Genomic DNA, 26,732 nt, shown 5'->3' with positions numbered 1-26,732 from the left:
TTGACCATCAGGTTCGCACCCGGAAGGTGCCCGGAATCAGCTGCAGCCGCTGGTGGAGCCGCAGCCCTCGCAGATGTAGCAGGAACCGGCACGCTGCATCTTCGTACCGCAGGAGAAGCACAGCGGGGCGTCCGCCTGGATACCCAGCTGCATCTCCACGAGCTCAGCGCTGGTGTGGGCCTGCTGCGGGGCGGGCTTGGCCGCTTCGGTCTCGGCCTTCGGGGTGGCGACGGCCTTCAGTTCCTGGGCGCGCGGAGCCGACTGGGCCAGGCCCTCGACGTCGACCTCGACCTCCTCGATGGACGGCTCGTACGAACCGGTCTCCAGGTGCCGCTGACGCTCCTCGGCGGAATGGATGCCGAGCGCGGAACGCGTCTCGAAGGGCAGGAAGTCCAGCGCCAGGCGGCGGAAGATGTAGTCGACGATCGACTGCGCCATCCGCACGTCCGGGTCGTCCGTCATGCCGGCCGGCTCGAAGCGCATGTTGGTGAACTTCGAGACGTACGTCTCCAACGGCACGCCGTACTGGAGACCGACGGAGACCGCGATGGAGAAGGCATCCATCATGCCCGCGAGGGTCGAGCCCTGCTTCGACATCTTCAGGAAGACCTCGCCGAGACCGTCGTCCGGGTAGGAGTTGGCGGTCATGTAACCCTCGGCGCCGCCGACGGTGAAGGACGTCGTGATGCCGGGGCGGCCCTTGGGGAGGCGCCGGCGGACGGGACGGTACTCGACGACCTTCTCGACCGTCGCCCGGATCGTCTCCTCGGCCTTCTCCGTGACAGCGTCGGCCGCGGACTTCTCCTTCTCCTTGGTCTTCGCGGAGAGCGGCTGGCCGACCTTGCAGTTGTCGCGGTAGATGGCGAGCGCCTTGACGCCCATCTTCCAGGCCTCGAAGTAGACCTCTTCGACGTCCTCGACGGTCGCCGACTCCGGCAGGTTGACCGTCTTGGAGAGAGCGCCGGAGATCCACGGCTGGATCGCGGCCATCATGCGGACGTGGCCCATCGCGGAGATGGAGCGCTCGCCCATCGCGCAGTCGAACACCTCGTAGTGCTCGTGCTTGAGGCCGGGGGCGTCGATCACATTGCCGTTGTCGGCGATGTGGGCGACGATCGCCTCGATCTGCTCCTCCTGGTAACCCAGGCGGCGCAGGGCCTGCGGGACGGTGCCGTTGACGATCTGCATGGAGCCGCCGCCGACCAGCTTCTTGAACTTGACCAGCGCGAGGTCGGGCTCAAGGCCGGTGGTGTCGCAGGACATCGCGAGACCGATGGTGCCGGTCGGGGCGATGACGGACGCCTGGGAGTTACGGAAACCGTTCTTCTCACCGACGCGCAGGACGTCCTGCCAGGCCTCCGTGGCGGCGGCCCAGACCGGCGTGTCCAGGTCGTCCATGCGGACGGCCTTGGCGTTCTCGTCGGAGTGCTGCTTCATGACACGCAGGTGCGGCTGCGCGTTGCGGGCGTAACCGTCGTACGGACCGACGACCGCGGCCAGTTCGGCGGAACGCTTGTACGACGTACCGGTCATCAAGGAGGTGATGGCTCCGGCCAGGGCGCGGCCGCCGTCGGAGTCGTACGCGTGGCCGGTCGCCATCAGCAGGGCGCCGAGGTTGGCGTAGCCGATGCCGAGCTGGCGGAAGGCGCGGGTGTTCTCGCCGATCTTCTGGGTGGGGAAGTCCGCGAAGCAGATGGAGATGTCCATCGCGGTGATGACGAGCTCGACGACCTTCGCGAAGCGCTCGACCTCGAAGGACTGGTTGCCCAGGCCGTCGTCCTTCAGGAACTTCATCAGGTTCAGCGAGGCGAGGTTGCAGGACGTGTTGTCCAGGTGCATGTACTCGCTGCAGGGGTTCGAGCCGTTGATGCGGCCGGACTCCGGGCAGGTGTGCCAGTGGTTGATGGTGTCGTCGTACTGGATGCCGGGGTCCGCGCAGGCCCAGGCGGCCTCGGCCATCTTGCGGAACAGGCTCTTGGCTTCGACCTCCTCGATGACCTCGCCGGTCATCCTGGACGTCAGGCCGAACTTCCCGCCCGCCTCGACGGCCTTCATGAACGTGTCGTTCACACGGACCGAGTTGTTGGCGTTCTGGTACTGGACGGACGTGATGTCGTCGCCGCCCAGGTCCATGTCGAAGCCCGCGTCACGAAGGGCGCGGATCTTCTCCTCTTCCTTCACCTTGGTCTGGATGAAGTCCTCGATGTCGGGGTGGTCGACGTCGAGGATGACCATCTTGGCGGCGCGGCGGGTGGCGCCACCCGACTTGATGGTGCCGGCCGAGGCATCGGCGCCGCGCATGAAGGAGACCGGACCGGAGGCGTTTCCGCCGGAGGACAGCAGTTCCTTGGAGGAGCGGATACGGGAGAGGTTCAGGCCGGCACCGGAGCCGCCCTTGAAGATCATGCCCTCTTCCTTGTACCAGTCGAGGATCGACTCCATGGAGTCGTCGACGGCCAGGATGAAACAGGCGGAGACCTGCTGCGGCTGAGGAGTGCCTACGTTGAACCAGACGGGGCTGTTGAAGCTGAAGACCTGGTGCAGGAGGGCGTACGCCAGCTCGTGCTCGAAGATCTCCGCGTCGGCGGGGGAGGCGAAGTACTTGTGGTCCTCGCCCGCCTTCCGGTACGTCTTCACGATGCGGTCGATGAGCTGCTTGAGGCTCACCTCGCGCTGCGGGGTGCCGACGGCACCGCGGAAGTACTTGCTGGTGACGATGTTGACCGCGTTCACCGACCAGAAGTCGGGGAACTCGACGCCACGCTGCTCGAAGTTGACCGAGCCGTCGCGCCAGTTGGTCATGACGACGTCACGGCGCTCCCAGGACACCTCGTCGTACGGGTGCACGCCGGGGGTCGTGTGGATGCGCTCGATACGCAGTCCCTTGGTCGCCTTGGTGCCCTTGGCGCGGGAACTCCGTGCCGGACCGCTCGCCGTCTCTGTCATGCCGCCTCCCTGTACGGGCTAAAACGCCCTGAAGTGCCCCGATGTTCCCGGGCACGGTGTTCTGTCTGGTGTCGCGGGCGCCTTTCGGCACGGCCCGCAACAGGTCTTCTCCTCGCCGCCGCCAGGCCGGATCCGCAGCCCGAGGCTGGGTCCGGACCGCCGGTCAGTCGGCGGCGCGCGCGGGTTCGAGGACTGGAGCAGCCCCTCCGGACCCGCGGTCGTCTTCTTGACCCCCCGTGACGGCGCCCCCGCCGTCGTCAGCGTCCACGCGGTCCTCTTCGTCCGCGGTGGGGGACCCCGTCTGCCTGAGTTCCGTGATCGCGGCTTCGAAGTCCTCGAGCGAGTCGAACGCCCGGTAGACGGAAGCGAATCGCAGGTAGGCGACCAGGTCGAGCTCCTGCAAGGGGCCGAGTATGGCCAGTCCCACGTCGTGGGTGGTCAATTCGGCGCTTCCGGTGGCACGCACGGCCTCCTCGACCCGCTGGCCGAGCTGAGCGAGCGCGTCCTCGGTGACAGGCCGTCCCTGGCATGCCTTGCGCACACCGTTGATGACCTTGGTACGACTGAATGGCTCGGTGACTCCGGACCGCTTGACCACCATGAGCGAGCACGTCTCCACGGTCGTGAAACGACGGGAGCAGTCAGGGCACTGGCGGCGCCTACGGATCGACGTGCCGTCGTCGGTCGTACGACTGTCGACGACGCGGCTGTCGGGGTGCCTGCAGAAGGGGCAGTGCATGAACGTCCATCCCTCCTCACAGCAGACTCAATAGCCTCAGGAGGCCTCTCGGGCCCCACGAAGCAGCCCCAAGCATAGGGGATCGCCGAGGGCCCGAAGACCCGGGGGACCACAACTTCTGGGCCACTGCTGTAATCCAACCACTAGATGTGGGGATTGGCCCATACATACACACCGTCCGCACGTGTCGCTCCGGCATGGGCGTGTGCCGTCGGCCCCTGGACCCCGTCGACACTCAGGAGCACGCAGCAGTATCGCTTCACCACATGCGGAGATAGCGTGAGCGCCGCACGAAGGGCACGTGGGGTTACCGCAGAGATGAGGGTCGGTGCCAGGTTGACCGGATCGCGGGTGGCAAACTGAGGCGGCGCCCACGAGGCGTCATCCTGGCGGCGAAGAGTACAACAATGAGCCCTTTTGCCCGCTTAGGCCTCACGTCAGCCATACACCCAGACACATGATCCAGGCAGGTTATTCACGGTTTTTCACTCGAACGTGTGTTTGGCGCAACCTTTCGAAAGCAACTACCGTTGTCCGGCAGGGAGACCATCGAGAGGGGCCGACGTGACCACCACCGCAGACAGTGCCACCATCACTGCCCAGGACAGCTCCCAGGGCCGACTTGAGCCGGTGCATGCGATGAACGAAGCCATCAATCCCGAGGGGCACAAGCGCTCCCTGCCGGGCCGACCTCCAGGCATCCGGGCGGACAGTTCCGGACTCACCGACCGGCAGCGCCGGGTGATCGAGGTCATCAGGGACTCCGTGCAGCGGCGCGGCTACCCACCGTCGATGAGGGAGATCGGCCAGGCCGTCGGCCTCTCCAGCACCTCCTCCGTCGCCCACCAGCTGATGGCACTCGAACGCAAGGGCTTCCTGCGCCGCGACCCGCACCGCCCGCGCGCGTACGAGGTACGCGGCTCGGACCAGGCCTCCTCGGTGCAGCCCACCGACACCGCCGGCAAGCCCGCGGCGTCGTACGTACCGCTGGTCGGCCGCATCGCCGCGGGCGGCCCGATCCTCGCCGAGGAATCCGTCGAGGACGTCTTCCCTCTCCCCCGCCAGCTGGTCGGCGACGGTGAGCTGTTCGTCCTCAAGGTCGTCGGCGACTCCATGATCGAGGCCGCGATCTGCGACGGCGACTGGGTCACCGTCCGCCGCCAGCCGGTCGCCGAGAACGGCGACATCGTGGCGGCGATGCTCGACGGCGAAGCCACCGTCAAGCGCTTCAAGCGCGAGGACGGCCACGTCTGGCTCCTCCCGCACAACTCCGCCTACGAGCCGATCCCCGGCGACGACGCGACCATCCTGGGCAAGGTGGTCGCCGTACTGCGGCGAGTGTGACGGCACGGCGGGCGGCCTCGAGGCCCCCGCCCTCTGACCGGGCCCCGGGACCTCTGCGCCGGTTCCGGGGCCCTGCGCTGTGTGACCCTCGGGTGACAGCTGGTGCGAAAGGGGGTGGCCTTTCCCGGAGCCGGGACAGGCCACCCCCTTTCACCGCGCTTCGTCCTCGTCCACCTGCTCTGCCGTGACGTCTTCCGTCTGCTTGGCCATCGCGTCGATCGCGGCCAGGGACCTGCGGACCTGGTTACGGTCCGTCGTGTACCAGAAATCAGGCAGTGACGCCTTCAGGTAGCTCCCGTATCGCGCTGTGGCCAGGCGCTGGTCCAGTACCGCGACCACACCGCGGTCCCCCGACGCCCGTACGAGGCGGCCGGCGCCCTGAGCCATGAGCAGGGCCGCGTGGGTGGCGGCGACCGCCATGAAGCCGTTGCCGCCGGCATCCTCGACCGCCTTCTGGCGGGCACTCATCAACGGGTCGTCGGGCCGCGGGAACGGGATCTTGTCCATGACGACCAGCTGACAGCTGGGCCCTGGCACATCCACCCCCTGCCAGAGCGACAACGTGCCGAAGAGACAGGTCTGCGGATCCGCCGCGAAGTTCTTGATCAGCTCGCCGAGGGTCTCCTCTCCCTGCAGGAGGATCGGGAACTCGGGAATACGGGAGCGCAGTTCCTCCGCGGCCAGTTGGGCGCCCCGCATCGATGAGAACAGGCCGAGCGTGCGACCGCCCGCCGCTTGGATCAACTCGGTGAGCTCGTCGAGCATGTCCGCGCGGTCGCCGTCCCGTGCGGGTCGCGCCAGGTGTTTGGCGACGTACAGGATGCCCTGCTTGGGGTAGTCGAAGGGCGAGCCGACGTCGACGCCCTTCCATTGCGGCACGTCCTCGCCTTCGGTGCCCTCGGGGGCAAGGCCCAGGGAGGCACCGACGCCGTTGAAGTCGCCGCCCAGTTTCAGGGTCGCGGACGTGAGGATCACCGAGCGGTCCGCGAAGAGTTTTTCCCTCAGCAGACCCGAGACGGACATGGGCGCGACACGCAGGGAGGCACCGAAGCGGTCATGGCGCTCGTACCAGACGACGTCCCACTCGGAACCGTTCGTGATCCGCTCTGCCACGTCATGCACGGTCTCCACGGAGGCCAGCGCCTGTTTGCGGATCGCGTCCTCGTCCTGGACGGATTTGTCCCGGGTGGCACCGATCCCGGAGATCACGGTGCGGCAGGCGTCGCGCAGTGCCATGAGCGCGTAGCCGAGATCCTCCGGGATCTCTTCCAAGCGGCCCGGCAGCGCAAGCTCCATCAGCCTCTCGAAGCCCTCCGCGGCGGTCTGGAGCTGATCGGCGGCCTTCTCGTTGACCAGCTTCGCGGCGCGGCGCACCGCGCGGTTCACCTGGCCGGGGGTGAGTTCCCCGGTGGCGACCCCGGTGACCCGGGAGACCAGTTCGTGCGCCTCGTCGACGATCAGCACCTCGTGCTGCGGGAGAACCGGCGCCCCCTCGATGGCGTCGATCGCGAGCAGCGCGTGGTTGGTGACGACGACCTCGGAGAGCTTGGCACGCTCGCGGGCCATCTCCGCGAAGCACTCCGCGCCGTACGCGCATTTCGAGGCGCCCAGGCACTCTCGCGAGGAGACCGACACCTGACCCCAGGCACGGTCGGACACGCCGGGCGTGAGGTCGTCGCGGTCGCCTGTCTCGGTCTCGTCCGACCAGTCACGCAGCCGCAGCAGGTCCTGGCCCAGCTTGCTGGTCGGTGCCGCGGCCTCGAACTGGTCGAAGAGGCCCTCCTCCTCGTCCTGTGGGACACCCTCGTGCAGGCGATGCAGGCAGAGGTAGTTCGACCTGCCCTTGAGCATCGCGAACTCAGGACGCCGGCGCAGCAGCGGGTGCAAGGCGTCCACCGTGCGCGGCAGGTCGCGCTCCACGAGCTGGCGCTGCAGGGCGAGTGTGGCCGTCGCCACGACGACGCGTTCCCCGTGCGCGAGCGCGGGCACGAGATACCCCAGCGACTTTCCGGTGCCGGTGCCGGCCTGGACCAGCAGATGGGAGCCGTCGTCGATCGCGGACTCGACGGATTCGGCCATGGTCACCTGGCCGGGGCGCTCCGTACCGCCGACGGCAGTGACGGCGGCATGCAGGAGTTCGGGGAGTGAAGGCTTCGTCATAGCGCGACCACCCTACGGCCCGGCACTGACAAAGGAGTGCGCAAGGCGGGGCGGAGGGACGGGATCAAGACCAGGTGCTCCTGTGGTGAGGATCGGATGAGTCCCACAGCTGGCCGGAGTTGGCAGCTTCGAGTTCAGGGTTGATCACTTGGGAGAGCTTCGATGGGTGGGGGAACCGCTTGGGCGCGAGGGGCGTTCCACAAGCGATGACGCCGCGATGTGGCGTCACACAAGACGGCGCGGGAATCGGTCTCGGACCATGAGGGCGGCCCGCTTGGCGGGCAGGTCGACCTCGGCGGAGAAGCGGAAACCGGCGCTCAGGAAGGCGGCGACGGAGGGAATGTTGCGAAGGGCGGGTTCCGCGACGACGCGGGCACAGGTGGGGCGCCTGTCGAGCACAAGATCGGCGATGGCGTGGAGCAGAACGCTGCCCAGGCCTCTTCCACGAGCGGAGACATCGCCGACGAGAAGGTGGATACCGGTGTCGTGAGGGCGAGCGGCATAGTGACGGGCCAGCGGATCGAGGTCCGCGCGGTAGATCTCCCAGTAGCTCATCGGGGTGCCGGCCAGCACGCCGAGACAGGGGATGCTGCGACCGTCGCCGAGGAGTTGCCTCCGCAGGTGTTCCTCGACGGCGGCATGAGGCCCGGCGAGTGCCCAGAACTCCGCGACGGCGGGGTCGTTCATCCATCGGCCGATGAGCGCTAGGTCCCGTGCGATCTGGACCGGGACCAGCTGGAACACGCCCACGGGGGTGGCGATCGGCCCCCAGGCGCCGATTCCGTCGAGCAGATCGTCAGCTTTCGGGAGGGTGTACGGAAGCGGTGCCGTGCCTCCGGTCCCTGGCCGTGCGGGGCCAGGACCCGGGACCCCTTCTCGGACGCCCGCGAGCAGTTCATAGGGCAGGCGGAGGTCCAGCGTGTCCTCACCGTCCGGGCAGTTCAGGCGACCGCCCACGCCGGTTCTGCTGGTGTCCGGACGAGGTCTCGCGTCGGCACCGGCGTCGGTGACGGGGCCGGTACACACGTGGGCGTCGGTGGGAGGCACGGCGACGCTCCTCTCAGATGGCGGGGTGGGTCATGTTCCTCGGAGCGGCAAGGTGAAGAGGGTTGGCGCTGGTCGGACGTACGGGTCAGGAGTGCAGGGGGTTGGCGATGGTGACGTAGACGGACTGGGTGTCCACTGGGCCGACCAGTTCGTCGAGGCCGTGCAGGCGGGTCAGCAGATTGGCCTTGCAGCGCAGGACGGGTGAGTCGAGGAGGCGGGCGGGCAGGGTGCCGCGCAGGCGGCCGGGTCCGCGTGCCACGTCGGCGAGGAAGTGGCGGAAGGCGGCGAGCAGAAGCTGCTCGTCGGCCAGGCGTTGGGAGCCGAAGGCGCCGATGAGACCGAGCACGTTGTTGATCGCGAGGTAGTACGTGAATCGCTCGTCGGCGACCTCGTCGGAGACGAAGGTGTCGCTGTGTTCGCCGATTCCGGGCAGCCGTGCGTCGAGTTCCGAGCGTCGGGACTCGCGGAAGTAGTAGCCCTGGTTGTCGCGGTAGCGGCCCCCGGCGGGCCAGCCGTACTGGTCCAGGAGAACCAGCGTGTTCTGCTGGTGCGCCTCCAGGGCGATCCCCGCTTCCGCGTCCAGCCAGAGGATCGGGCGGATCACCTGTTCGAGGTAGCGCAGGAACCACTCGGCGGCCACGGTCCTTCGGGGACGTCCGGTCCGGCCGGCGAGGCGGGTGACGACCTCGGCCAGGCGGGATCGCAGAACCGGCCGGTCGGCGTCTCGGCCTCCTGCGGTCGGCGGTGTGATGTGGGGGCGCGGTGAGACCAGTCCTGCGATGCAGGACACGTCGTCCGCAGGGCTGAAGGGGTTGTGCCGGATCATCACGTCGAGTCCGGGCACGGGACCGTCCGATGCGTCGACGGCCAGCCAGGCCGGGTCACGGACGATGTCGAAGCCACGGTGGGCGGCCTGCCACTGCGTGAACAGGCCACTGCGGAGCAGCCGGTGGACCTCGACACCTCGGTGGAGTTCCTTGCGGAGGTTCTCACGACGCGAGTTGGTGATGCGCAGTCCCAGCGACAGCTTGAGCATGGCCGGGGCATCGGGGCGGTGAACCGTTCGCAGCGAGGAAGTGGGGTGCCAGGGAGCGCCATGGGCGCCGAGGTCCTTCAGGAGACCGGCCTCGAACAGGGCCGCTGCCTCGGGGCGATGGGTGACCTCACGTAGTTGCCAGGGGTGCAGCGGCAGGGCCGTGTGACCTTCGGGCAGCGGCAGGCATCCCCCCGAAAGGCGTGCGGTGAGCTGGGCCGCGGGGACGAGGCGGCCGCGCTCGGTCCAGGCCGAGTCGGAGACGATGACGGAGGGATCGACAGCCAACCAGTGCAGGGGGAAGGAGCCGCGCGACTCGGGCGAGAACAGATGGACTTCGGCTTCGGTCAGGCCCTCGCGGCTCTTGGGTGCCGGGTGCAGAGGGTGTCCGAGCGTGAGCGCCTGTTCGGCGGCCAGAAACAGGTGAGGCGCGTCGGCCGGGTGACTGCGGCGCTCGCTGAGGAAGGTGCCGGTTCGGCGGACGGAGTCGGCCACTCGCGCGACGAGGTCGGTGGCGTCGACGGCCGGACGGGATCGGGTCCGGGCAGCGGCCTCGGGAACGGTGGCGCCGGTCGCGGGGGAAGCCGTGTACAGCGTCTCCCTGGCGAGGAGCGCCGCGATCGTGACCGCGTCGACCGGCGGGGCGTCCTCGGGGGCGTCGGCGAGGTACGGGGAACCGAAGCGGTGCCAACCCGTCGGGGACCAGTACCGGACGGGGGCGAGAAGGGCTGTGCCGGCGGCCCGGAGCGGGATGCGCAGGACGCCGTCGCCGGGGGCGGTGAGGTTGGCCTCGCGTGCCCAGCAGCGCAGCAGGTTCTCCGCGGCGGCCGCCCCGGCCGCCGTGTGCGGGTCGGAATGCTCCAGGAGGTCGAGGGCGGCCGCGGGCAACGACTCGGCCGCCGGAGCGCCTCTCTGAGCCGGCGTCGTCCGGGCCGGCGCGTTCTTTCTCTGTGCGGGGGTCTCCACTGGCGTCGGCAAGGGTTCTTCCCCCAGGGCCGAGTGCGATCCTGGTCGTCGCTCGACCGAGGTGGCGGTCGGCGCGAGTGGCGTCCGGCGGGAGGTCCGGTCGTCGCCGGCTTCTGCCCAGGCGGCTTCGGAGGTTTCTCGCGATGGGGCTGGGAAGCGGCCCTCAGGGTCGGAGCTGACGTTCAAGGCGTGTTCCTCGGGGGGTTCCGGCTCGTGCGGCCGGGACGAATCGGCATCGTGCTGGTGTGAAGGGGCGTCAGCAGAGCTCAGGCCCCGGAAACACGTGGGTGCACGAGCCCGCTGGGCAGCATCTGCGGACTGTCCGCGCACCGGCCCCGTCACCCCTGGCGTTGCTTGTGGCCGTGTGCGTGACCGCGGGCCACCACCTCCACCGCGTCGGCCAGTCTGTCCAGCACCGCCGTCGCCTGTTCGTCGCTGATGGTCAGCGGCGGAAGCAGCCGTACGACGTTCCCGTGACGACCGCCGAGTCCGACGATCAGGCCCCGCCGCAGGCACTCCCGTTGGACAGCGCCCGCGAGTGCGGGGGCGGCGGACCCAGGCCCGCGAGCCGGATCCGTCACCGACTCCAGCCGGGCCCCGCCACCGGCGGCCCCGACCCTGTCCATGTCCGACTGCTCCACCACCCCTGCCGCGTCCACCAGCTCCACACCGATCATCAACCCTCGCCCCCGCACCTCACCGATCACCGCGAACTCACGGGCCAGCTCCCGGAGTTGCGCCAGCATGCGGGAACCCAGGGTGGCCGCGCGTTCGGCGAGACGGTGTTCGCGGACGTAGGCCAAGGTGGCCGTGCCCGCGGCCATGGCGAGTTGGTTGCCGCGGAAGGTGTCCGTACGGGCGCCTGGTTCCACGACGTCGAGATCGTCGCGGTAGACCACGACGGCCAGGGGCAGGCTGCCGCCGATGGCCTTGGCGAGGACCAGCACGTCGGGGGTGACACCGCTGTGTTCCACCGCCCAGAAGGCTCCGGTGCGACCGACACCGGTCTGGATCTCGTCGGCGATCAGAGGGACGGACCGTGCGGCGGTGATCTGCCGCATGCGGCGCATCCACTCATCCGGGGCGGCGATCACCCCGCCCTCATCCTGCACGGGTTCGAGGATCATCCCGGCGGGCAGCGGTGTGCGCGACTCGGGGTCGACCAGGGCGGACTCGGTCCACCGTGCGGCGAGTTCCGCGCCGCGAGTGCCACCGACACCGAAGGGGCAACGGTAGTCCTGCGGATAGGGCAGAGGCACGGACCACGCGTCGCGGGCGCCCCCGAGTGCCGCCCCGGCCATCGCCCCGTGCGAGGCACCGGTGAAGGCGAGCAGGCCGCTGCGGCCGGTGGCGGCGCGGACCAGCTCGAAGGCTGCTTCCACCGCGTTCGTTTCGGCCGGCCCGCAGAACTGCACCCGCGCACGGCCCGCGAGTTCGGGCGGCAGCGTGCGGAACAGTTCGGCGGTGAAGGCCTCCTGGGCCGGGGTCGCCAGGTCGTGGGCGTGCAGGGGCGCGCCCGAGTCGAGGACCTTGCGGATCGCCTCCAGGACAACGGGATGGTTGTGCCCGAGGACGAGGGTCCCCCCGCCGGAGAGACAGTCCAGGTAACGGCGGCCGTCCGCGCCCTCGATGGTCAGCCCCCGCGCCCGCACCGGGACGACCGGCAGGGCACGCGGGTAGGTGCGGGCCGCCGACTCGCGCGCCGTCTGACGCCTCGAAAGGCTCTCGTGCGGGAAACGCGCCCCGGAGGGGGACCCGGCACCGCCATCGGCGGGGCACAGCACTGCCGCCCGGGCCGAGGCCCTTCCCCGCGAGCCGGACCCGGCACGTGCCGAGCCTCCGCCGAAAGCGCCTCCCGGCCCATCCCCGACGGCACTCGTGAACGCGTCGGCGGTGACAACTCCGCAGGCCACGGCGGCACCCCTGTCGGTCACTGCGGCAGTTGTCCGCGTCTGCGCGGTGGTCTCCCCGGGCGCAGTCTCGGTCACGGTTCTCCCCGTCCTCCCGCTGTCCAGGGGCGTGCGCTCCCTCACGTCCGCGCCCGTCCCGACATACGAAGCCCCCGCCAGCCTCGACTCGAGAACTCCGGGGACCGGGCGCAGGGACCGGGCCGACACCATCGGCGGCAAGCCCCACCGCTACCAACCCCGGGCCGCAGACGGGGTTACGGGTTGCCTCAAGATCATTGCCGTGACGGAACCGTTGCTGTTCCGGGGGAAGTCACCTACAGCGAGCGCATATCGTGTGAGGCCGTTCCCGAAGTCCGTGAGACCGGCGTGAACTTGCCGTGAGATCAGTGTGAGATCGGCAGTCCAGCCCGCGCTTCACGGCCGGCACCACGTTCGTCCACTCAGGGGGAAGTTCAGACATGCGATCCATAAAAACGTCGTTCACCGCTCAGCGGAGGAGGAACGGGCGCCGCACCACCTCCCCCGTGCTGGCCGCCGTCGCAGTCGCGTCGGCGCTCGCGCTCACCGCCACCGCTTGTGACTCGGGCGACACCGAAGCGGGCGGCGGGGCGACCTCCTCCGCCGCGTCCCAGGGCGACGGCAAGATCACCATCCCGGACAACATCAGGGACAAGCTCAAAGAGCACGGGATCGACATCGACAAGTGGAAGAACGGCGCCTGGAAGAACTGGGACAAGGACGACTGGCTGCGCGAGGCCGACGAGTACATCAACCCGATCATCAAGGGCCTGTGGAACCCGGATCGGATGCGGGACGCCGATGAACCGGACAAGGCCGTCGATGCCGGCGACCTCTCCGGTGACCAGGGCGTGACCGACCCGACGCCCGCGCCGGTGGACGCGAAGGCCGTATCGCCTACGTACCACGCCAACGCGCCCGAGGCGGGCAAGGTGTTCTTCGACTCCCCCGAAGGCACGATGGTCTGCTCGGCGACGGTCGTGGAGGACCCCGCGCATCCCGGCAAGTCCAACACGGTGTGGACGGCGGGCCACTGTGTGCACGCCGGCAAGAACGGCGGCTGGTACCGCAACATCGCGTTCGTGCCGTCGTACAACGACTCGGGCATGTCGGGAGCGGACCTGCGGAACGCCACGCAGAAGGAGGTCGCTCCGTACGGTGTCTGGTGGGGTGACTGGGCGCAGACCTCGGACCAGTGGATCGAGCAGGGTGGCGCTACGGGCGGTGACGGCGCCTCGTACGACTTCGCGGTCATTCATGTGACCCCGGAAGCGGGCAGCAACGGCAAGTCCCTGGAGGAGACGGTCGGTTCGGCCCTTCCGGTGGACTTCGACGCGCCGGCGGTGACCAAGGTCGACAGCATCACGGCGACGGGCTACCCGGCGGCTCCGCCGTTCGCCGGGGAGATGATGTACCAGTGCCAGGACAAGCCGGGACGGCTGTCGATCAACAAGGCGGACCCGACCATGTACCGGATCGGCTGCACCATGACGGGCGGTTCGTCCGGCGGCGGCTGGGTCGCGACGGGCTCGGACGGCAAGCCCGCGCTGGTCTCCAACACCTCGATCGGCCCGGCGACCGCCGGCTGGCTGGCCGGTCCGCGTCTGGGCGAGGTGGCCAAGGGCGTGTACGACTCGGTCAGCAAGAAGTTCGCGAACCGGTGACCACAGGGTGGGCCGGTCGGCAGGCCGGTCCACCGTGTCGAGGCAGACCTCGTACGGCGGCGGGGCGCCGGGAGCCGTTGAGAAAGTGAGCAAGAGCTACGGCGTCGGTGCGGGTGCGCACGGGAAGGCCCGCCCCTGCGACAAGCAGGAGCGGGCCTTGTGAGCTTCCACGAGCCCTTTTCGCAGCTGCGCCCTCAGGCGAGCGGCGCGGGAACATACGGCGCGAGATCCGCCGCCAGTTCCTCGTGCACCCGCGCCTTGAGCAGCGTGCCCTCCGGGGTGTGCTCCGCGGAGATCACCTCGCCCTCGTCGTGCGCGCGGGCAACCAGCTTGCCCTGCGTGTACGGCACGAGCGCCTCGATCTCGACCGACGGTCGTGGCAGTTCGACGTCGATCAGCGCGAGCAGTTCGTCGATGCCCCGGCCGGTGCGGGCCGAGACCGCGATGGAGCGCTTCTCGATCCGCATCAGTCGCTGCAGCGTCAGCGGATCGGCCGCGTCCGCCTTGTTGATCACCACGATCTCGGGCACGCCGGTGGCACCGACGTCCCTGATCACCTCGCGCACGGCGGCCAGCTGCTCCTCCGGGTCAGGGTGCGAGCCGTCCACCACGTGCAGGATCAGGTCGGACTCGCCGACCTCCTCCATGGTGGAGCGGAACGCCTCGACCAGGTGGTGCGGCAGGTGCCGTACAAAACCGACCGTGTCAGCCAGCGTGTACAGCCGGCCGCTCGGGGTCTCTGCCCGGCGCACGGTCGGGTCGAGGGTCGCGAACAGAGCGTTCTCGACCAGGACGCCCGCGCCCGTGAGGCGGTTGAGCAGCGAGGACTTGCCGGCGTTGGTGTAGCCCGCGATGGCGACCGACGGCACCTTGTGACGCTTGCGTTCCTGGCGCTTGATCTCGCGGCCGGTCTTCATGTCCGCGATCTCCCGGCGCATCTTCGCCATCTTCTCGCGGATCCGACGCCGGTCCGTCTCGATCTTGGTCTCACCGGGACCACGGGTGGCGAGGCCGCCGCCCTTGCCGCCGCCCATCTGACGGGACAGCGACTGGCCCCAGCCTCGCAGCCTCGGCAGCATGTACTGCATCTGCGCGAGTGCGACCTGTGCCTTGCCCTCTCGGGACTTGGCGTGCTGGGCGAAGATGTCGAGGATCAGGGCCGTACGGTCGATGACCTTGACCTTGACGACGTCTTCGAGATGGATGAGCTGGCCCGGGCTGAGTTCACCGTCGCAGATGACGGTGTCGGCGCCCGTTTCCAGCACGATGTCCCGCAGCTCGTGCGCCTTGCCGGAACCGATGTAGGTGGCCGCGTCGGGCTTGTCCCGGCGCTGGATCACACCGTCGAGCACCAGCGCGCCCGCTGTCTCCGCGAGGGCGGCGAGCTCCGCGAGGGAGTTGTCCGCCTCCTGCGCGGTCCCCGAGGTCCAGACGCCGACGAGCACGACCCGCTCCAGGCGGAGCTGCCGGTACTCGACCTCGGTGACGTCCTCGAGTTCGGTGGAGAGGCCCGCGACGCGGCGCAGTGCCGCGCGCTCGGAGCGGTCGAACTGGTCGCCGTCCCGCTCTCCGTCGGTCTCGTGGCTCCAGGCGACGTCCTCTTCCATCAGGGCATCGGCCCGAAGACCTTCGTGATAGGCATCCGCGAGGCGCTGGTTGTCCTGGGAAGAAGATGAAGAGGAGGTCATTGGGTCCTTACGTCGTTGGGGATTCCGACAGTGCGGCGGCAGAGCGGAAGCGGAGCTTCTGAGCTGCTGCGTCATCACTCACAACGCACGAGTACCGCGGGAGATTCCCGTGGCCCCGTGCCGCGCCGACCTGACGATGGTCGCACGGCACGGCCCGTCTCGTCACTGGCTTATTCCGCGTCCGCGCGCTGGGGCGCGGAAGACTTCCAGTCCGGGTGGCCCGGCATCGGCGGGGTCTTCTCGCCGTAGAGCCAGGGCTGGAGGAACACGCCGAGGTCTCGGCCAGAGACCTGGGAGGCGAGGCGCACGAAGTCCTCGGTCGTCGCCACGGCGTCCTGGTGGCCGCTCACCCAGAGGCGTTCCAGCTGTTCGAAGGCCGGTCGGCCGATCTCCTGGCGCAGGGCGTACAGAACGAGTGCGGCACCGTCGTAGACGTTCGGGCGGAAGATGCCGATCTTCTGGCCGGGTTCGGGCGCCTCGGGGGCCGCCGGAGGCCCGCCGGCCGCGCGCCAGCGGTCGGAGGAGCGGTAGGCGTCCTTCATACGGGCGTCCAGCGACTGGTCCGCCTTCTCCTCCGCGTAGAGAGCCTCGTACCAGGTCGCGTGCCCCTCGTTGAGCCACAGGTCGGACCAGGTGCGCGGGCTGACACTGTCGCCGAACCACTGGTGGGCCAGCTCGTGCACCATGATCGAATCGACGTACCACTCGGGGTAGCCGCCTTCGGTGAACAGATCCCTCTCGAAGAGGGAGAGGGTCTGCGTCTCCAGCTCGAAACCGGTGTCGGCCTTGGCCATGAGCAGGCCGTACGTCTCGAACGGGTACGGCCCGACCTTGCCCTCCATCCACGCGATCTGGTCGGGGGTCTTCTTCAGCCACGGTTCGAGTGCGGCCCGGTCCTTGGCCGGCACGACGTCACGGACCGGCAGGCTGTGCGGGCCGACGCGGCTCAGCACGGTGGAACGGCCGATGGAGACCTGCGCGAGCTCGGTGGCCATGGGGTGCCGTGTCCGGTACGTCCAGGTCATCGCGCGACCGGTCCGTTCGACACCGGCGGCCAGGCCGTTCGCCACCGCTGTGTAGCCCTCGGGCGCGGTGACCCGGATGGTGAACATCGCCTTGTCGGAGGGGTGGTCGTTGCAGGGGAACACCAGATGGGCGGCATCGGCCTGGTTGGCCATGGCGAGACCGTCCGCCGTGCGCAGCCAGCCGCCGTCGCGGCCCTCCGCCGACACCGGGTCGCTGGTGTGCCGGACGGTGATGCGCATCCAGCTCCCCTCAGGCCGGGGTGTCTCGGGCGTGACGACCAGGTCCTCGCCCGCGCTCGTGAAGGTGGCGGGCTCTCCGTCGACGTCGACCGATTCGACCTGGCCGTGCGCGAAGTCGAGGTTCACGCGGTCCAGTGAGGTCGTCGTCCACGCGTCGATCGTGGTGACTGCCCGCAGCGGCTCGCGGTTGGTGCCGGGATAGGCGAAGGACAGGTCGTACGACGCCACGTCGTACCCGGGGTTGCCCAGGTACGGGAAGAGGCGGTCGCCGACGCCGAGCGGGGCGGCGGGGGCGCTCGCGGCCACGAGGCCGACGGCGGAGGCGATCAGTGCCACCGCCTTGAGGCGGCGAAGACTCCAACGGCGGGCGCGGGGGGCAGGGGGGCAGGGGGTGAGCAGCATGCACCACCGCTACCAGCGCGCACGTGCCGTACGGCGGCGGCGCGCGACCGCCCCACCCGATCGGGTGGGGCGGGTGACTCAGGCCCTCGTGGCCCGGTCCTGCGGCAGTCAGTCCTCCAGCGCCTGGGGCTGCGCCCGGCTCACGTCGTAGACGCCGGGCACGTTACGCATGGCCCGCATCAGGGCCGGCAGGTGGGCCGCGTCCGGGAGCTGGACGGTGTAGGTGTGGCGGACGCGCTGCCGGCTCGGGGGTTCGACGGTCGCCGAGACGATCTCCGCGCCCTCCCCGGCCATCGCCTCGGTGAGGTCCGCGAGCAGATGCGGGCGGCCGAACGATTCAGCGAACAGGGTCACCCGGCACTCCGTGGCGTCCCCCCAGCGCACGCCGACCTCCGCGCGCCCCGCGAGCTTCATGCGCTCGACCGCGGCGCACTCCACACGGTGGACGGTCACCGCGCCGCCTCGCACGGCGAAGCCGGTCACCTCGTCGGGCGGTACGGGCGTACAACAGCCGGCGAGCCGAGCGCTCGCGCCGGGCTGGTCGACGACGGCGTTCGCGGCGAGGCGGGCTGCCGTGCCTGTCTCGTCGGCCTGCGCGGCAGCCAGGCGATCGGCGGGGGCGCGGGAGGCGTTCCGGGCGGTGTTCCGTGGGGCAAGGCTGTCGGCGGCGGGCCTGAAGGCCGTCTCGGAGGCCTGGAGGGCCTGCGTCTTCTCGTCCTCCGGTGCCGCGGCGGGCACCGGATGCGTCGCGATCCACCGCTGGATGGCGATCCGGGCGGCGGGCGTGTGCGCGTGCTCCAGCCACTCCCTGGAGGGCTCGGAGGCCGGGTCCTGGCCCATGAGGAGCTGGACGGTGTCGCCGTCCCGCAGCACCGTGCTCAAGGTCGCCAGGCGGCCGTTCACGCGGGCGCCGATGCACGCGTGCGCGTCCTCGCCGTACTGCGCGTACGCGGCGTCCACACAGGTCGCGCCGTCGGGCAGCCCCAAGGTTTTGCCGTCGGGGCGGAAGACGGTGATCTCACGGTCCTGCGCGAGGTCCTCACGGAGCGTGGACCAGAAGGTGTCCGGGTCGGGGGCGGCCTCCTGCCAGTCGAGGAGGCGGGAGAGCCAGCCGGGCCGGGTCGGGTCGACGCGCTCACCGTCTCCGTCGACGGCCTGTTCCTCCGGCGGGAGGGCGTAGGGATTGCCGAGCGCGATGACGCCGGCCTCGGCGACCTTGTGCATCTGGTGGGTACGGATGAGGACTTCGATCATCTGCCCGGCCGCGGGGGCGCTTCCGGAGGTGTCCGCACCGCTGCGGGGGCGGGCCACCGCGGTGTGCAGCGACTGGTACAGGTTGAACTTCGGTACGGCGATGAAGTCCTTGAACTCCGAGACCACGGGCGTCAGGCAGGTGTGCAGTTCGCCCAGGACGCCGTAGCAGTCGGCGTCCTCGTTCACGAGCACGAGCACGCGGCCGAAGTCGGCGCCACGCAGCCGGCCGCGTTTGCGGGCCACGCGGTGCACCGAGACGAAGTGCCGTGGCCGGATGAGGACTTCGGCCTGGATGCCGGCGTCGCGCAGAACCGTCCGTACCGCGTCGGCCGTCTCGGCGAGCGGGTCGTCCGCGCGGGAGGCGTTGCCGACGATCAGCTCCCGGGTGTGTGCGTACTCCTCGGGGTGCAGGATCGCGAAGACCAGGTCTTCCAGTTCGGTCTTGAGCGCCTGCACACCGAGCCGTTCGGCGAGCGGGATGAGGACGTCTCGGGTGACCTTGGCGATGCGGGCCTGTTTCTCCGGACGCATCACACCGAGCGTGCGCATGTTGTGCAGTCGGTCGGCGAGTTTGATCGACATCACGCGGACGTCGTTGCCGGTGGCGACGAGCATCTTGCGGAAGGTCTCGGGCTCGGCGGCGGCGCCGTAGTCGACCTTCTCCAGTTTGGTCACGCCGTCGACGAGGAAGCGGACCTCCTCGCCGAACTGCTCGCGGACCTGATCGAGCGTCACGTCGGTGTCCTCGACGGTGTCGTGGAGGAGTGACGCCGTCAGGGTGGTGGTCTCGGCGCCGAGTTCGGCGAGGATCAGGGTCACCGCGAGCGGGTGCGTGATGTACGGCTCACCGCTCTTGCGCATCTGGCCGCGGTGCGAGGACTCGGCCAGGACGTAGGCGCGGCGCAGGAGTTCGAGGTCGGCGTCGGGGTGGTGGGCGCGATGCACCTCGGCCACATGGCCGATGGCGTCCGGCAGCCGGTCACGGGCGGCGGGGCCGAGCAGCGCGGCCCGGCCCAGTCGGCGCAGGTCGATCCGGGCCCGGGCCTTCCTGCGGGGCGCCGTGGGCAGGGCGGGATCCGCTGTGGCCGGACCCGATGTCACCACCGGGCCCGGGCTCGCAGGGTTCGTGGCCTCTGCACTCATGGGCACCTCCGGCTGTGGACCGGCGGACGGGTGCCCCAGAGCTGACGCGGCTCAGGGGATCGCATCGGTCCCCCGTCCGGGCCGGTGCTTGATGCTACCGAGCCCATCACGGCCGACTGACCTCCTCTCGTCGAGCGTGAAACGGATCACCCATTCGAGCGAAGGAATATAGGTTTACGATTGCGCATCTTGTGACCCCAATCGGTCAGTGCAGCACGCTTCCCAGCCAGTCCACATCAATCTCGCCCTCGGCGACGATCACGGCGGGGCCGGTCATCTCGATCTCGCCGTCAACCCGTTCGGTGATCACCAGGGTGCCGCCCGGCACGTCGACGGTGTACGTCGTCGGAGTGCCGGTGACGGCCGGGTCGACGCCGTCTCTGCGGGCGGCGGCCACGGCGACGGCGCACGCGCCCGTGCCGCACGAGCGGGTCTCCCCTGCGCCGCGCTCGTACACCCGCAGGGCGACGTGCCGGGGCCCGCGGTCGACCACGAACTCGATGTTGACTCCGTCCGGATAGACGGCGGCCGGGCTGAACGGCGGCGGGGAGTACAGGTCGCCCGCGTGCGCGAGGTCGTCCACGAAGGCGACCGCGTGCGGGTTGCCCATGTTCACGTTCCGCGCGGGCCAGTCGCGCTCGCCGACGCTGACCGTGACGTCGCCTCCGGGGAGCAGCGCCTTGCCCATGCCGACCGTGACGTCGCCGTCCTTGGCGAGGTGCACGGTCTTGACCCCTCCGCGCGTGGCGATCGCGAGGTCGCCCTCCCCGGCGTGTCCGGCGCGCTGGAGGTAGCGCGCGAAGACCCGCACCCCGTTGCCGCACATCTCCGCTATCGAGCCGTCGCCGTTGCGGTAGTCCATGAACCACTCCGCCTCGGACGCCATGTCCTTCGCCTCGGGGTGCGCGGCGGACCGCACGACGTGCAGCAGTCCGTCGCCGCCGATGCCGGCGCGGCGGTCGCACAGCGCGGCGACAGCGGCCGGGGACAGGTCGACGGTGTTCTCGGGGTCCGGGACGATCACGAAGTCGTTCTCCGTGCCGTGCCCCTTGAGGAAGGCGATCCGCGTGCTCATTCCTCGATCGTACGGGGTGGGTACGACAGAGCTCCGCGCGCGGATCAGCGCAGTCGGGCCACGCGCCAGACGGCGAGCACGGCCACGGCGGCGACCAGCACGACGTAGGCGATCACCACGCGCCAGTCCGGGCGGCGATCCGAACCGCGCTGCGGCAGCCCGGGCCACGTGTAACCCACGCGGCGGGCGGCCATCATGCCCCAGCCGGCCGCACAGGAGCAGATCAGCAGCCCCAGCATGGCGATCACGGCCCCGCTGTCGCCGAAGTCGAAGGCGAGCGGGAAGGCGAACATCAGGGAACCCACAGCGGCGAGGCTCACGATGGGTGCGAGCTGCCAGATGCGCAGCCGACGCTGCGGACGGAGCTCGACCTCGACCTCCGGGCCGCCCGGGAACATCTCCTCCGGCTCGGGGCCGTCGGCGGTCACCCCGTCCGGTGTCTCGTCGGGTCCGTCGGAGCTCAGACGGTCCTCGTCATGCTCCGGTTCGCCGCTCGCCGCGATGCGGTGTTCGGTGCTTTGTGCGGTGTCGCGAGGGCTGGCCTCCATCGCCACGCGCCCTCCCAACTTGGACTCCACTTGGTCGATCGAAGCTTGATGATGGCACGGCACCACAGGCCGCGATGACGGCCGGAGCGTCCCGATGCCATGACGTGATCAGGCTGTAACCGGTCGTTCGACCAACGCCAGCGCGACCTGCGGAAGTTCTGTGAGATCCGCCGCAGCCCCACTCAACCAGTGCACCCGCGGATCGCGCCTGAACCATGAATCCTGACGGCGCGCGAAGCGCTTGGTGGCACGAATCGTCTCGGCCCGCGCTTCCTCCAGGGTGCACTCCCCGGCGAGCGCCGCGAGCACCTGCTGGTAGCCGAGCGCGCGCGACGCCGTACGCCCCTCACGCAACCCCTGCGCCTCCAACGCGCGCACTTCCTCCACGAGCCCGGCCTCCCACATCCGGTCGACCCTGCGCGCGATGCGCTCGTCGAGTTCCGGGCGGGCCACGTCGACGCCGATCTGGAGGGTGTCGTAGACGGAGTCGTGGCCGGGGAGGTTGGCGGTGAAGGGGCGACCGGTGATCTCGATCACTTCGAGAGCCCGGACGATACGGCGGCCGTTGCTGGGCAGGATCGCGTTCGCGGCCTCGGGGTCGGCGGCGGACAGGCGGGCGTGCAGCGCGCCGGAGCCGCGCAGCACCAGTTCGTCCTCCAGCCGGGCTCTGACGTCGGGGTCGGTGCCGGGGAACTCCAGGTTGTCGACGGCCCCGCGGACGTACAGGCCGGAACCGCCGACCAGAATCGGCCAACGGCCCTCGTCGAGCAGGGCGTCGATCCGGGCACGGGCCAGCCTCTGGTACTCGGCGACGGACGCGGTGGCCGTCACATCCCAGATGTCCAGGAGGTGGTGCGGTACGCCCGCGCGCTCCTCGGACGTCAGCTTGGCGGTACCGATGTCCATCCCTCGGTAGAGCTGCATGGAGTCGGCGTTGACGACCTCGCCGCCGAGCCGCTGGGCCAGGAAGACGCCGAGATCGGACTTTCCGGCCGCGGTCGGTCCGACGACGGCGATGACGCGGGGGGCGGGGGGTGCGCTTCTCACCGCCCCAGTCTCGCAAACCTCGACGGGTGGCCTCGAACGAGTTACGTGACGGTACGGGGCCAAGGTCGTTCCCAGTTGCGAGGTCTTCCGCCGCCCGATCGCAGAGGCGGCGACCCGGGCGGCGCAATCGGACGCACCGGACGACGCGGGATTTCGCCCGCACGAGTAACGTATGGAGTGGATATGGGCGTTTTCGCACGACTTCTTCGGAGGTCGAAGACCACGGAGGAGGCGGCAACCGCCGAAGCAGGAACCGACGCTTCGACGGCCGAGGCCGCGGCTCAGGAGCCGGCGGAGGTGAAGGGGTCGTCCGAGAACGAGGTCGAGGCGGACGCCAGGACTGAGGACGCGGTGGAGGAAACGGCGACGCCGTCCACCGAGGACTCCGCGGGCGACGGCGTCGAGATCCCCAAGCAGCAGTCCGCCGAGGAGGTAGCCGACAGCGGGGCCGGGGAGAGCGCCCGCACATAATCGCCCACCAGGGAAGGTGGACCATGGGTCTCCTGGACAACTTGAAGGCCAAGCTCAGCCCCGCCAAGGACAAGGTCTCGGGCCTCGCGCAGCAGCACGGGGACAAGGTCGAGCGCGGTCTCGACAAGGCGGCGAAGGTCGTCGACGAGAAGACCAAGGGCAAGTACAGCGGCAAGATCCACGCCGGCACGGGCAAGGCCAAGGGCGCCATGGACCGCATCGCGCACAAGGACGGCACGGACCCGGGCGACCCGAATGCCGCTACCGGCACGGGCACAGGCACCGGCAGTGACCCGGGCGGCGACAGCGGCACGCCTCCGGCCTCGCCGCCGTCCGATTCACCGCCGCCCGCCTCGCCGCCGCCGACGTCCTGACGGCACGGCATATCGACGGACGGCCGCGGAGCACCACGTTCCCGGCCGTCCGGCACGTCCGGCGCGACCTCGCCCCCGTGCCCCTCGGCGTCACGACCAGGTCGCGACCACGTAGCCCACCCCGTACGGCGCGTCGTCGTACAGCAGTGTGCCGCCGAGTCCCGCGCCCTCGGCCGCGCCCGCCAGGACCTGCCAGGGGGCCCGGCCGGAGGCCTTCAGCTCGTACGCCAGCCCGGCGTCCAGCGTTTCCAGTGCCGCCACGTCCGCCGCGCCCAGCGCACGCGCGACCTCCGCGTCGAAGGGTGCCGCGCGCTCGTCGAGGTACCCGGGGGCCTTGAGCGTGCGACAGGCGCTGGCGTCGCCCATCACCAGCAGCGCCACCCGTTCGTCCCCGGCGGCGATGTCCCGGCCGACCTGGACGCACCGCTCGGGCGCGAGAGGTTCCCCCACGCCGAGCCCCTCGACCGGGGCACAGGTCCACCCGGTGCGCTCCAGCAGCCACGCGGCCACCGCGAGCGAGGGCGGAAGCGCATCTTCGTCCGCGCTTTCGTCGCGCTCGGCCAGGCTCTCCGCCACCCCCTCGGCCGCCCCCAGGCGTACGCCCAGATCCACGCCGAATCCCCGGAACGACCCCCGTGTGCCCTGCGGGTGCGGTCCGCGTCCGCTCTCGTCGGCGGGACCGACGACGACGAGCCGGTCCGGCCGAGCGGCGGCGAGAACGCCGAGCGCGTCCGTGCACGCGGCACGCGCGGAGTCCAGCTCGGACGCGGCGCCCGCGGCGATGCCGGGCACCAGGAGGGGCGGGCAGGGACAGACTGCGGCGGCGACAAGCATGATCGGCAGCGTACGCGGTCGGCGGCGGTCAGTACCTCCGGCCGTTTGGTCAGTACCTCCGGCCGGGGCCTGTCAGCACGTCCGGCCGTTCCGCTCAGTACGTCCCGCCCCTGCCGGTCAGTCGCAGCCGCAGCCGCTGCCCGCCGCGACCGGCAGCGGAGCCGGTGCCCCGACCTTCGGGAGGCCGAGCAGCACACCCGCCGGCTTAACGGCCTGCTCCGCGTTGCGCTTCTCCCACGCGTCGCCCGCCCGGGTGCGACGCACGCCGAGGACGGCGCCCTCGGCGAGGAGGTGATGCGGGGCGGCGTAGGTGATCTCGACCGTGACGACGTCGCCGGGGCGGACGTGCTGGTCCGGCTTGGCGAAGTGGACCAGGCGGTTGTCGGGGGCGCGGCCGGAGAGGCGGTGGGTGGCGCCGTCCTTGCGGCCCTCACCCTCGGCGACCATGAGGTCGAGGGTGCGGCCGACCTGCTTCTTGTTCTCGTCCCAGGAGATCTCCTCCTGAAGGGCGACGAGGCGCTCGTAGCGCGCCTGGACGACCTCCTTGGGGATCTGGTCCTCCATGGTCGCGGCCGGGGTGCCGGGCCGCTTGGAGTACTGGAAGGTGAACGCCTGCGCGAACCGGGCCTCGCGCACGACGTGCAGGGTCTGCTCGAAGTCCTCCTCGGTCTCGCCGGGGAAGCCCACGATGATGTCGGTGGTGATCGCCGCGTGCGGGATGGCGGCGCGGACCTTCTCGATGATCCCCAGGTAGCGGTCCTGGCGGTAGGAGCGGCGCATCGACTTCAGGACCGTGTCCGAACCGGACTGCAGGGGCATGTGCAGCTGCGGCATCACGTTCGGCGTCTCGGCCATGGCCGAGATGACGTCGTCGGTGAAGTCGCGCGGGTGCGGGGAGGTGAAGCGGACGCGCTCCAGACCCTCGATGGTCCCGCAGGCGCGCAGCAGCTTGCTGAAGGCCTCGCGGTCGCCGATGTCGGAGCCGTACGCGTTGACGTTCTGGCCGAGCAGGGTGATCTCGCTGACGCCCTCGGCGACCAGTGCCTCCACCTCGGCGAGAACGTCTCCCGGGCGGCGGTCCTTCTCCTTGCCGCGCAGGGCCGGGACGATGCAGAAGGTGCAGGTGTTGTTGCAGCCGACGGAGATCGACACCCAGGCGGCGTACGCGCTCTCGCGCCGCGTCGGCAGCGTGGACGGGAACGCCTCCAGGGACTCGGCGATCTCGACCTGCGCCTCCTCCTGGACGCGGGCGCGCTCCAGCAGGACCGGCAGCTTGCCGATGTTGTGCGTGCCGAAGACGACGTCCACCCAGGGCGCCTTCTTCACGATGGTGTCGCGGTCCTTCTGCGCCAGACAACCGCCGACCGCGATCTGCATGCCGGGTCGTGAGGCCTTCCTCGGCGCGAGGCGGCCGAGGTTGCCGTACAGGCGGTTGTCCGCGTTCTCCCGCACCGCGCAGGTGTTGAAGACCACGACGTCCGCGTCGCCGTCCGACCCCTCGGGAGCGCGTACATAACCGGCGTCTTCGAGCAGTCCGGACAATCGCTCGGAATCGTGGACGTTCATCTGGCACCCGTAGGTGCGCACCTCGTATGTCTTCACGTCCACTGCCTGGCTCCGGTCGCTGCTGCTCATGTGACAAGGGTAGGCGGTGCCGGACGTGGCTTCGGTCGCCCTGTGGACAACCGGAGGTTCAGGCGGCGGCCGTCCGTCCCGACCGGGACCTCATCAGCGGCTGGATGCGGGTGCCGAAGTTGTCGAGCCCTTCGAGGAAGTCGTCGAAGACGAGCATGATCCCCTTCGTCCCGGGGACTTCGGCGATCTCGTCGAGCATGCCCGCGACGGTCTCGTACGAGCCGACGAGCGTGCCCATGTTGAAGTTCACGGCGCCCTCGGGCAGCGAGATGGTCCGCGCGGTGGACGAGCCGTCGGACGACGTGTCCGTGGCCGACTCCCCCGCCATGTACGCCAGTGCCGCGTGGTCGGCGTTGTCGTGGTAGTCCTGCCACTTCGCGCCGGCGGCCTCGTCGGTCTCGTCGGCGACGACCATGAACAGCGACAGCGCCCCCACGTCGCGGCCGGTCGCGCGCGTCTCCTCGACGAGGGCCGCCGTGGTGTCGGAGAAGGCGAGCGGGGTGTTGACGCCGCTGCCCAGGATGAAGTTGTAGTCGGCGTGCTCGGCGGCGAACCGCATCCCGGTGCTGCTCTGACCGGCGGCGACGACGTCGATGTGCCCGTTCTCCGGTCGCGGGGACAGCACGCAGTCGTCCATCTCGTAGAACTCGCCCTTGAAGTCGCTGACGCCCCGGCTCCACAGCTCCTTCATCACGGTGACGTACTCGACGGCCCGGGCGTAGCGGTTGCCGAAGTGCTCGTCCCCGGGCCACAGGCCCATCTGCGAGTACTCGCCGGGCGCCCAGCCGGTGACGATGTTGACGCCGAAGCGCCCGGGGGCGATGGAGTCGACCGTGGCCGCCATGCGCGCGACGATCGCCGGCGGCAGCGCGAGGATCGGGGTGGAGGCGTACAGCTTGATCCGCTCGGTCACCGCGGCCAGGCCTGCCATCAGGGTGAACGACTCCAGGCAGTGGTCCCAGAACTCCGTGTCGCCGCCGAAGCCCTTGAGCTTGATCATCGACAGGGCGAAGTCGAAGCCGTGTTCCTCGGCCTTCTGTACGACGGCCTTGTTCAGCTCGAAGGTGGGCAGGTACTGCGGCGAGCTCTTCGATATGAGCCAGCCGTTGTTGCCGATGGGGATGAAGACTCCGATGTCCATGGCCGCTCCTCAGTGGGTCGTGGGAGTC

19 protein-coding genes are annotated in these 26,732 nt (G+C 70.0%); 4 read left to right on the top strand and 15 right to left on the bottom strand.

Features of this window, described 5'->3' with window-relative positions:
* Positions 1 to 36: 36 nt before the first annotated feature.
* Together ACFYRY_RS26325 and nrdR are read right to left on the bottom strand one after the other, a co-directional pair.
* Complete coding sequence (locus ACFYRY_RS26325) at positions 37 to 2,946, bottom strand: vitamin B12-dependent ribonucleotide reductase (protein WP_389150431.1); 2,910 nt, start codon at positions 2,944 to 2,946, stop codon at positions 37 to 39.
* 163 nt (positions 2,947 to 3,109) lie between these two features.
* Complete coding sequence (nrdR, locus tag ACFYRY_RS26320) at positions 3,110 to 3,685, bottom strand: transcriptional regulator NrdR (RefSeq protein ID WP_389150429.1); 576 nt, start codon at positions 3,683 to 3,685, stop codon at positions 3,110 to 3,112.
* 564 nt (positions 3,686 to 4,249) lie between these two features.
* Between nrdR and lexA the strand changes: the two genes are divergently transcribed.
* Positions 4,250 to 5,029: a transcriptional repressor LexA gene (gene lexA / locus ACFYRY_RS26315; protein ID WP_389150426.1), complete on the top strand. Its 780-nt coding sequence runs from the start codon at positions 4,250 to 4,252 to the stop codon at positions 5,027 to 5,029.
* A 150-nt stretch (positions 5,030 to 5,179) separates the two neighbouring features.
* Here the strand turns inward: lexA and ACFYRY_RS26310 are convergent, their stop codons facing one another.
* The 4 genes from ACFYRY_RS26310 to ACFYRY_RS26295 form a co-directional block, all read right to left on the bottom strand.
* Positions 5,180 to 7,189, bottom strand: coding sequence for an ATP-dependent DNA helicase (locus tag ACFYRY_RS26310; RefSeq protein WP_389150423.1), 2,010 nt, complete (start codon positions 7,187 to 7,189; stop codon positions 5,180 to 5,182).
* Between the two features lie 225 nt (positions 7,190 to 7,414).
* On the bottom strand, positions 7,415 to 8,236 hold the full coding sequence (locus ACFYRY_RS26305) for a GNAT family N-acetyltransferase (protein ID WP_389150421.1): 822 nt from the start codon (positions 8,234 to 8,236) through the stop codon (positions 7,415 to 7,417).
* Between the two features lie 85 nt (positions 8,237 to 8,321).
* Positions 8,322 to 10,247, bottom strand: coding sequence for an IucA/IucC family protein (locus ACFYRY_RS26300; RefSeq protein WP_389150418.1), 1,926 nt, complete (start codon positions 10,245 to 10,247; stop codon positions 8,322 to 8,324).
* Positions 10,248 to 10,573: 326 nt separating this feature from the next.
* Positions 10,574 to 12,019 (bottom strand): aminotransferase class III-fold pyridoxal phosphate-dependent enzyme, encoded by a 1,446-nt coding sequence (locus ACFYRY_RS26295; protein WP_389151626.1) that lies wholly within the window; start codon positions 12,017 to 12,019, stop codon positions 10,574 to 10,576.
* Between the two features lie 584 nt (positions 12,020 to 12,603).
* Between ACFYRY_RS26295 and ACFYRY_RS26290 the strand changes: the two genes are divergently transcribed.
* On the top strand, positions 12,604 to 13,827 hold the full coding sequence (locus tag ACFYRY_RS26290; RefSeq protein WP_389150416.1) for a trypsin-like serine peptidase: 1,224 nt from the start codon (positions 12,604 to 12,606) through the stop codon (positions 13,825 to 13,827).
* 194 nt (positions 13,828 to 14,021) lie between these two features.
* On the opposite strand, the gene hflX is transcribed toward ACFYRY_RS26290, so the two are convergent.
* From hflX to miaA, 6 genes are all read right to left on the bottom strand, one after another.
* A complete protein-coding gene (gene hflX, locus ACFYRY_RS26285) occupies positions 14,022 to 15,515 on the bottom strand; it encodes a GTPase HflX (protein ID WP_389150413.1) in 1,494 nt (497 codons plus the stop codon).
* Positions 15,516 to 15,685: 170 nt separating this feature from the next.
* Positions 15,686 to 17,182 (bottom strand): M1 family metallopeptidase, encoded by a 1,497-nt coding sequence (locus tag ACFYRY_RS26280; protein WP_389150410.1) that lies wholly within the window; start codon positions 17,180 to 17,182, stop codon positions 15,686 to 15,688.
* Between the two features lie 108 nt (positions 17,183 to 17,290).
* Positions 17,291 to 19,579, bottom strand: coding sequence for a RelA/SpoT family protein (locus tag ACFYRY_RS26275; protein WP_389150407.1), 2,289 nt, complete (start codon positions 19,577 to 19,579; stop codon positions 17,291 to 17,293).
* 205 nt (positions 19,580 to 19,784) lie between these two features.
* Positions 19,785 to 20,654: a diaminopimelate epimerase gene (gene dapF, locus ACFYRY_RS26270; RefSeq protein ID WP_389150404.1), complete on the bottom strand. Its 870-nt coding sequence runs from the start codon at positions 20,652 to 20,654 to the stop codon at positions 19,785 to 19,787.
* Between the two features lie 44 nt (positions 20,655 to 20,698).
* Positions 20,699 to 21,202, bottom strand: a complete 504-nt coding sequence (locus tag ACFYRY_RS26265; protein WP_389150402.1) for a hypothetical protein — start codon at positions 21,200 to 21,202, stop codon at positions 20,699 to 20,701.
* Positions 21,203 to 21,310: 108 nt separating this feature from the next.
* A complete protein-coding gene (gene miaA, locus ACFYRY_RS26260; protein ID WP_389150399.1) occupies positions 21,311 to 22,249 on the bottom strand; it encodes a tRNA (adenosine(37)-N6)-dimethylallyltransferase MiaA in 939 nt (312 codons plus the stop codon).
* 183 nt (positions 22,250 to 22,432) lie between these two features.
* On the opposite strand from miaA, the gene ACFYRY_RS26255 reads away from it, so the two are divergent.
* Together ACFYRY_RS26255 and ACFYRY_RS26250 are read left to right on the top strand one after the other, a co-directional pair.
* The gene (locus ACFYRY_RS26255; RefSeq protein WP_389150397.1) at positions 22,433 to 22,720 is read left to right on the top strand and encodes a hypothetical protein; all 288 of its coding nucleotides are present in this window, start codon (positions 22,433 to 22,435) and stop codon (positions 22,718 to 22,720) included.
* Positions 22,721 to 22,743: 23 nt separating this feature from the next.
* Positions 22,744 to 23,094, top strand: a complete 351-nt coding sequence (locus ACFYRY_RS26250; RefSeq protein ID WP_389150395.1) for an antitoxin — start codon at positions 22,744 to 22,746, stop codon at positions 23,092 to 23,094.
* 90 nt (positions 23,095 to 23,184) lie between these two features.
* Here ACFYRY_RS26250 and ACFYRY_RS26245 read toward each other — a convergent pair whose 3' ends face one another.
* The 3 genes from ACFYRY_RS26245 to rutA all read right to left on the bottom strand — a co-directional run bounded on the left by ACFYRY_RS26245 (position 23,185) and on the right by rutA (position 26,704).
* Positions 23,185 to 23,928, bottom strand: coding sequence for a class III extradiol dioxygenase subunit B-like domain-containing protein (locus tag ACFYRY_RS26245; protein ID WP_389150394.1), 744 nt, complete (start codon positions 23,926 to 23,928; stop codon positions 23,185 to 23,187).
* Between the two features lie 117 nt (positions 23,929 to 24,045).
* Positions 24,046 to 25,563, bottom strand: a complete 1,518-nt coding sequence (gene miaB, locus ACFYRY_RS26240) for a tRNA (N6-isopentenyl adenosine(37)-C2)-methylthiotransferase MiaB (RefSeq protein ID WP_389150391.1) — start codon at positions 25,561 to 25,563, stop codon at positions 24,046 to 24,048.
* Positions 25,564 to 25,621: 58 nt separating this feature from the next.
* On the bottom strand, positions 25,622 to 26,704 hold the full coding sequence (gene rutA, locus ACFYRY_RS26235) for a pyrimidine utilization protein A (RefSeq protein WP_389150388.1): 1,083 nt from the start codon (positions 26,702 to 26,704) through the stop codon (positions 25,622 to 25,624).
* Between the last annotated feature and the right edge of the window lie 28 nt (positions 26,705 to 26,732).

The sequence above is a fragment of the Streptomyces sp. NPDC005263 genome, assembly GCF_042872365.1.
Lineage (GTDB): Bacteria > Actinomycetota > Actinomycetes > Streptomycetales > Streptomycetaceae > Streptomyces.
The sequence above is the reverse complement of the archived record's forward strand: the minus strand, read 5'-3'. Positions and strand labels throughout refer to the sequence as shown.

Coding starts and splice junctions, on each gene's coding strand:
- ACFYRY_RS26275 (WP_389150407.1), bottom strand. CDS start 19,579: ATGAGTGCAGAGGCCACGAACCCTGCGAGCCCGGGCCCGGTGGTGACA.
- hflX (WP_389150413.1), bottom strand. CDS start 15,515: ATGACCTCCTCTTCATCTTCTTCCCAGGACAACCAGCGCCTCGCGGAT.
- rutA (WP_389150388.1), bottom strand. CDS start 26,704: ATGGACATCGGAGTCTTCATCCCCATCGGCAACAACGGCTGGCTCATA.
- ACFYRY_RS26310 (WP_389150423.1), bottom strand. CDS start 7,189: ATGACGAAGCCTTCACTCCCCGAACTCCTGCATGCCGCCGTCACTGCC.
- ACFYRY_RS26250 (WP_389150395.1), top strand. CDS start 22,744: ATGGGTCTCCTGGACAACTTGAAGGCCAAGCTCAGCCCCGCCAAGGAC.
- ACFYRY_RS26325 (WP_389150431.1), bottom strand. CDS start 2,946: ATGACAGAGACGGCGAGCGGTCCGGCACGGAGTTCCCGCGCCAAGGGC.
- miaB (WP_389150391.1), bottom strand. CDS start 25,563: ATGAGCAGCAGCGACCGGAGCCAGGCAGTGGACGTGAAGACATACGAG.
- nrdR (WP_389150429.1), bottom strand. CDS start 3,685: ATGCACTGCCCCTTCTGCAGGCACCCCGACAGCCGCGTCGTCGACAGT.
- ACFYRY_RS26265 (WP_389150402.1), bottom strand. CDS start 21,202: ATGGAGGCCAGCCCTCGCGACACCGCACAAAGCACCGAACACCGCATC.
- ACFYRY_RS26245 (WP_389150394.1), bottom strand. CDS start 23,928: ATGCTTGTCGCCGCCGCAGTCTGTCCCTGCCCGCCCCTCCTGGTGCCC.
- dapF (WP_389150404.1), bottom strand. CDS start 20,654: ATGAGCACGCGGATCGCCTTCCTCAAGGGGCACGGCACGGAGAACGAC.
- ACFYRY_RS26255 (WP_389150397.1), top strand. CDS start 22,433: ATGGGCGTTTTCGCACGACTTCTTCGGAGGTCGAAGACCACGGAGGAG.
- ACFYRY_RS26280 (WP_389150410.1), bottom strand. CDS start 17,182: ATGCTGCTCACCCCCTGCCCCCCTGCCCCCCGCGCCCGCCGTTGGAGT.
- ACFYRY_RS26290 (WP_389150416.1), top strand. CDS start 12,604: ATGCGATCCATAAAAACGTCGTTCACCGCTCAGCGGAGGAGGAACGGG.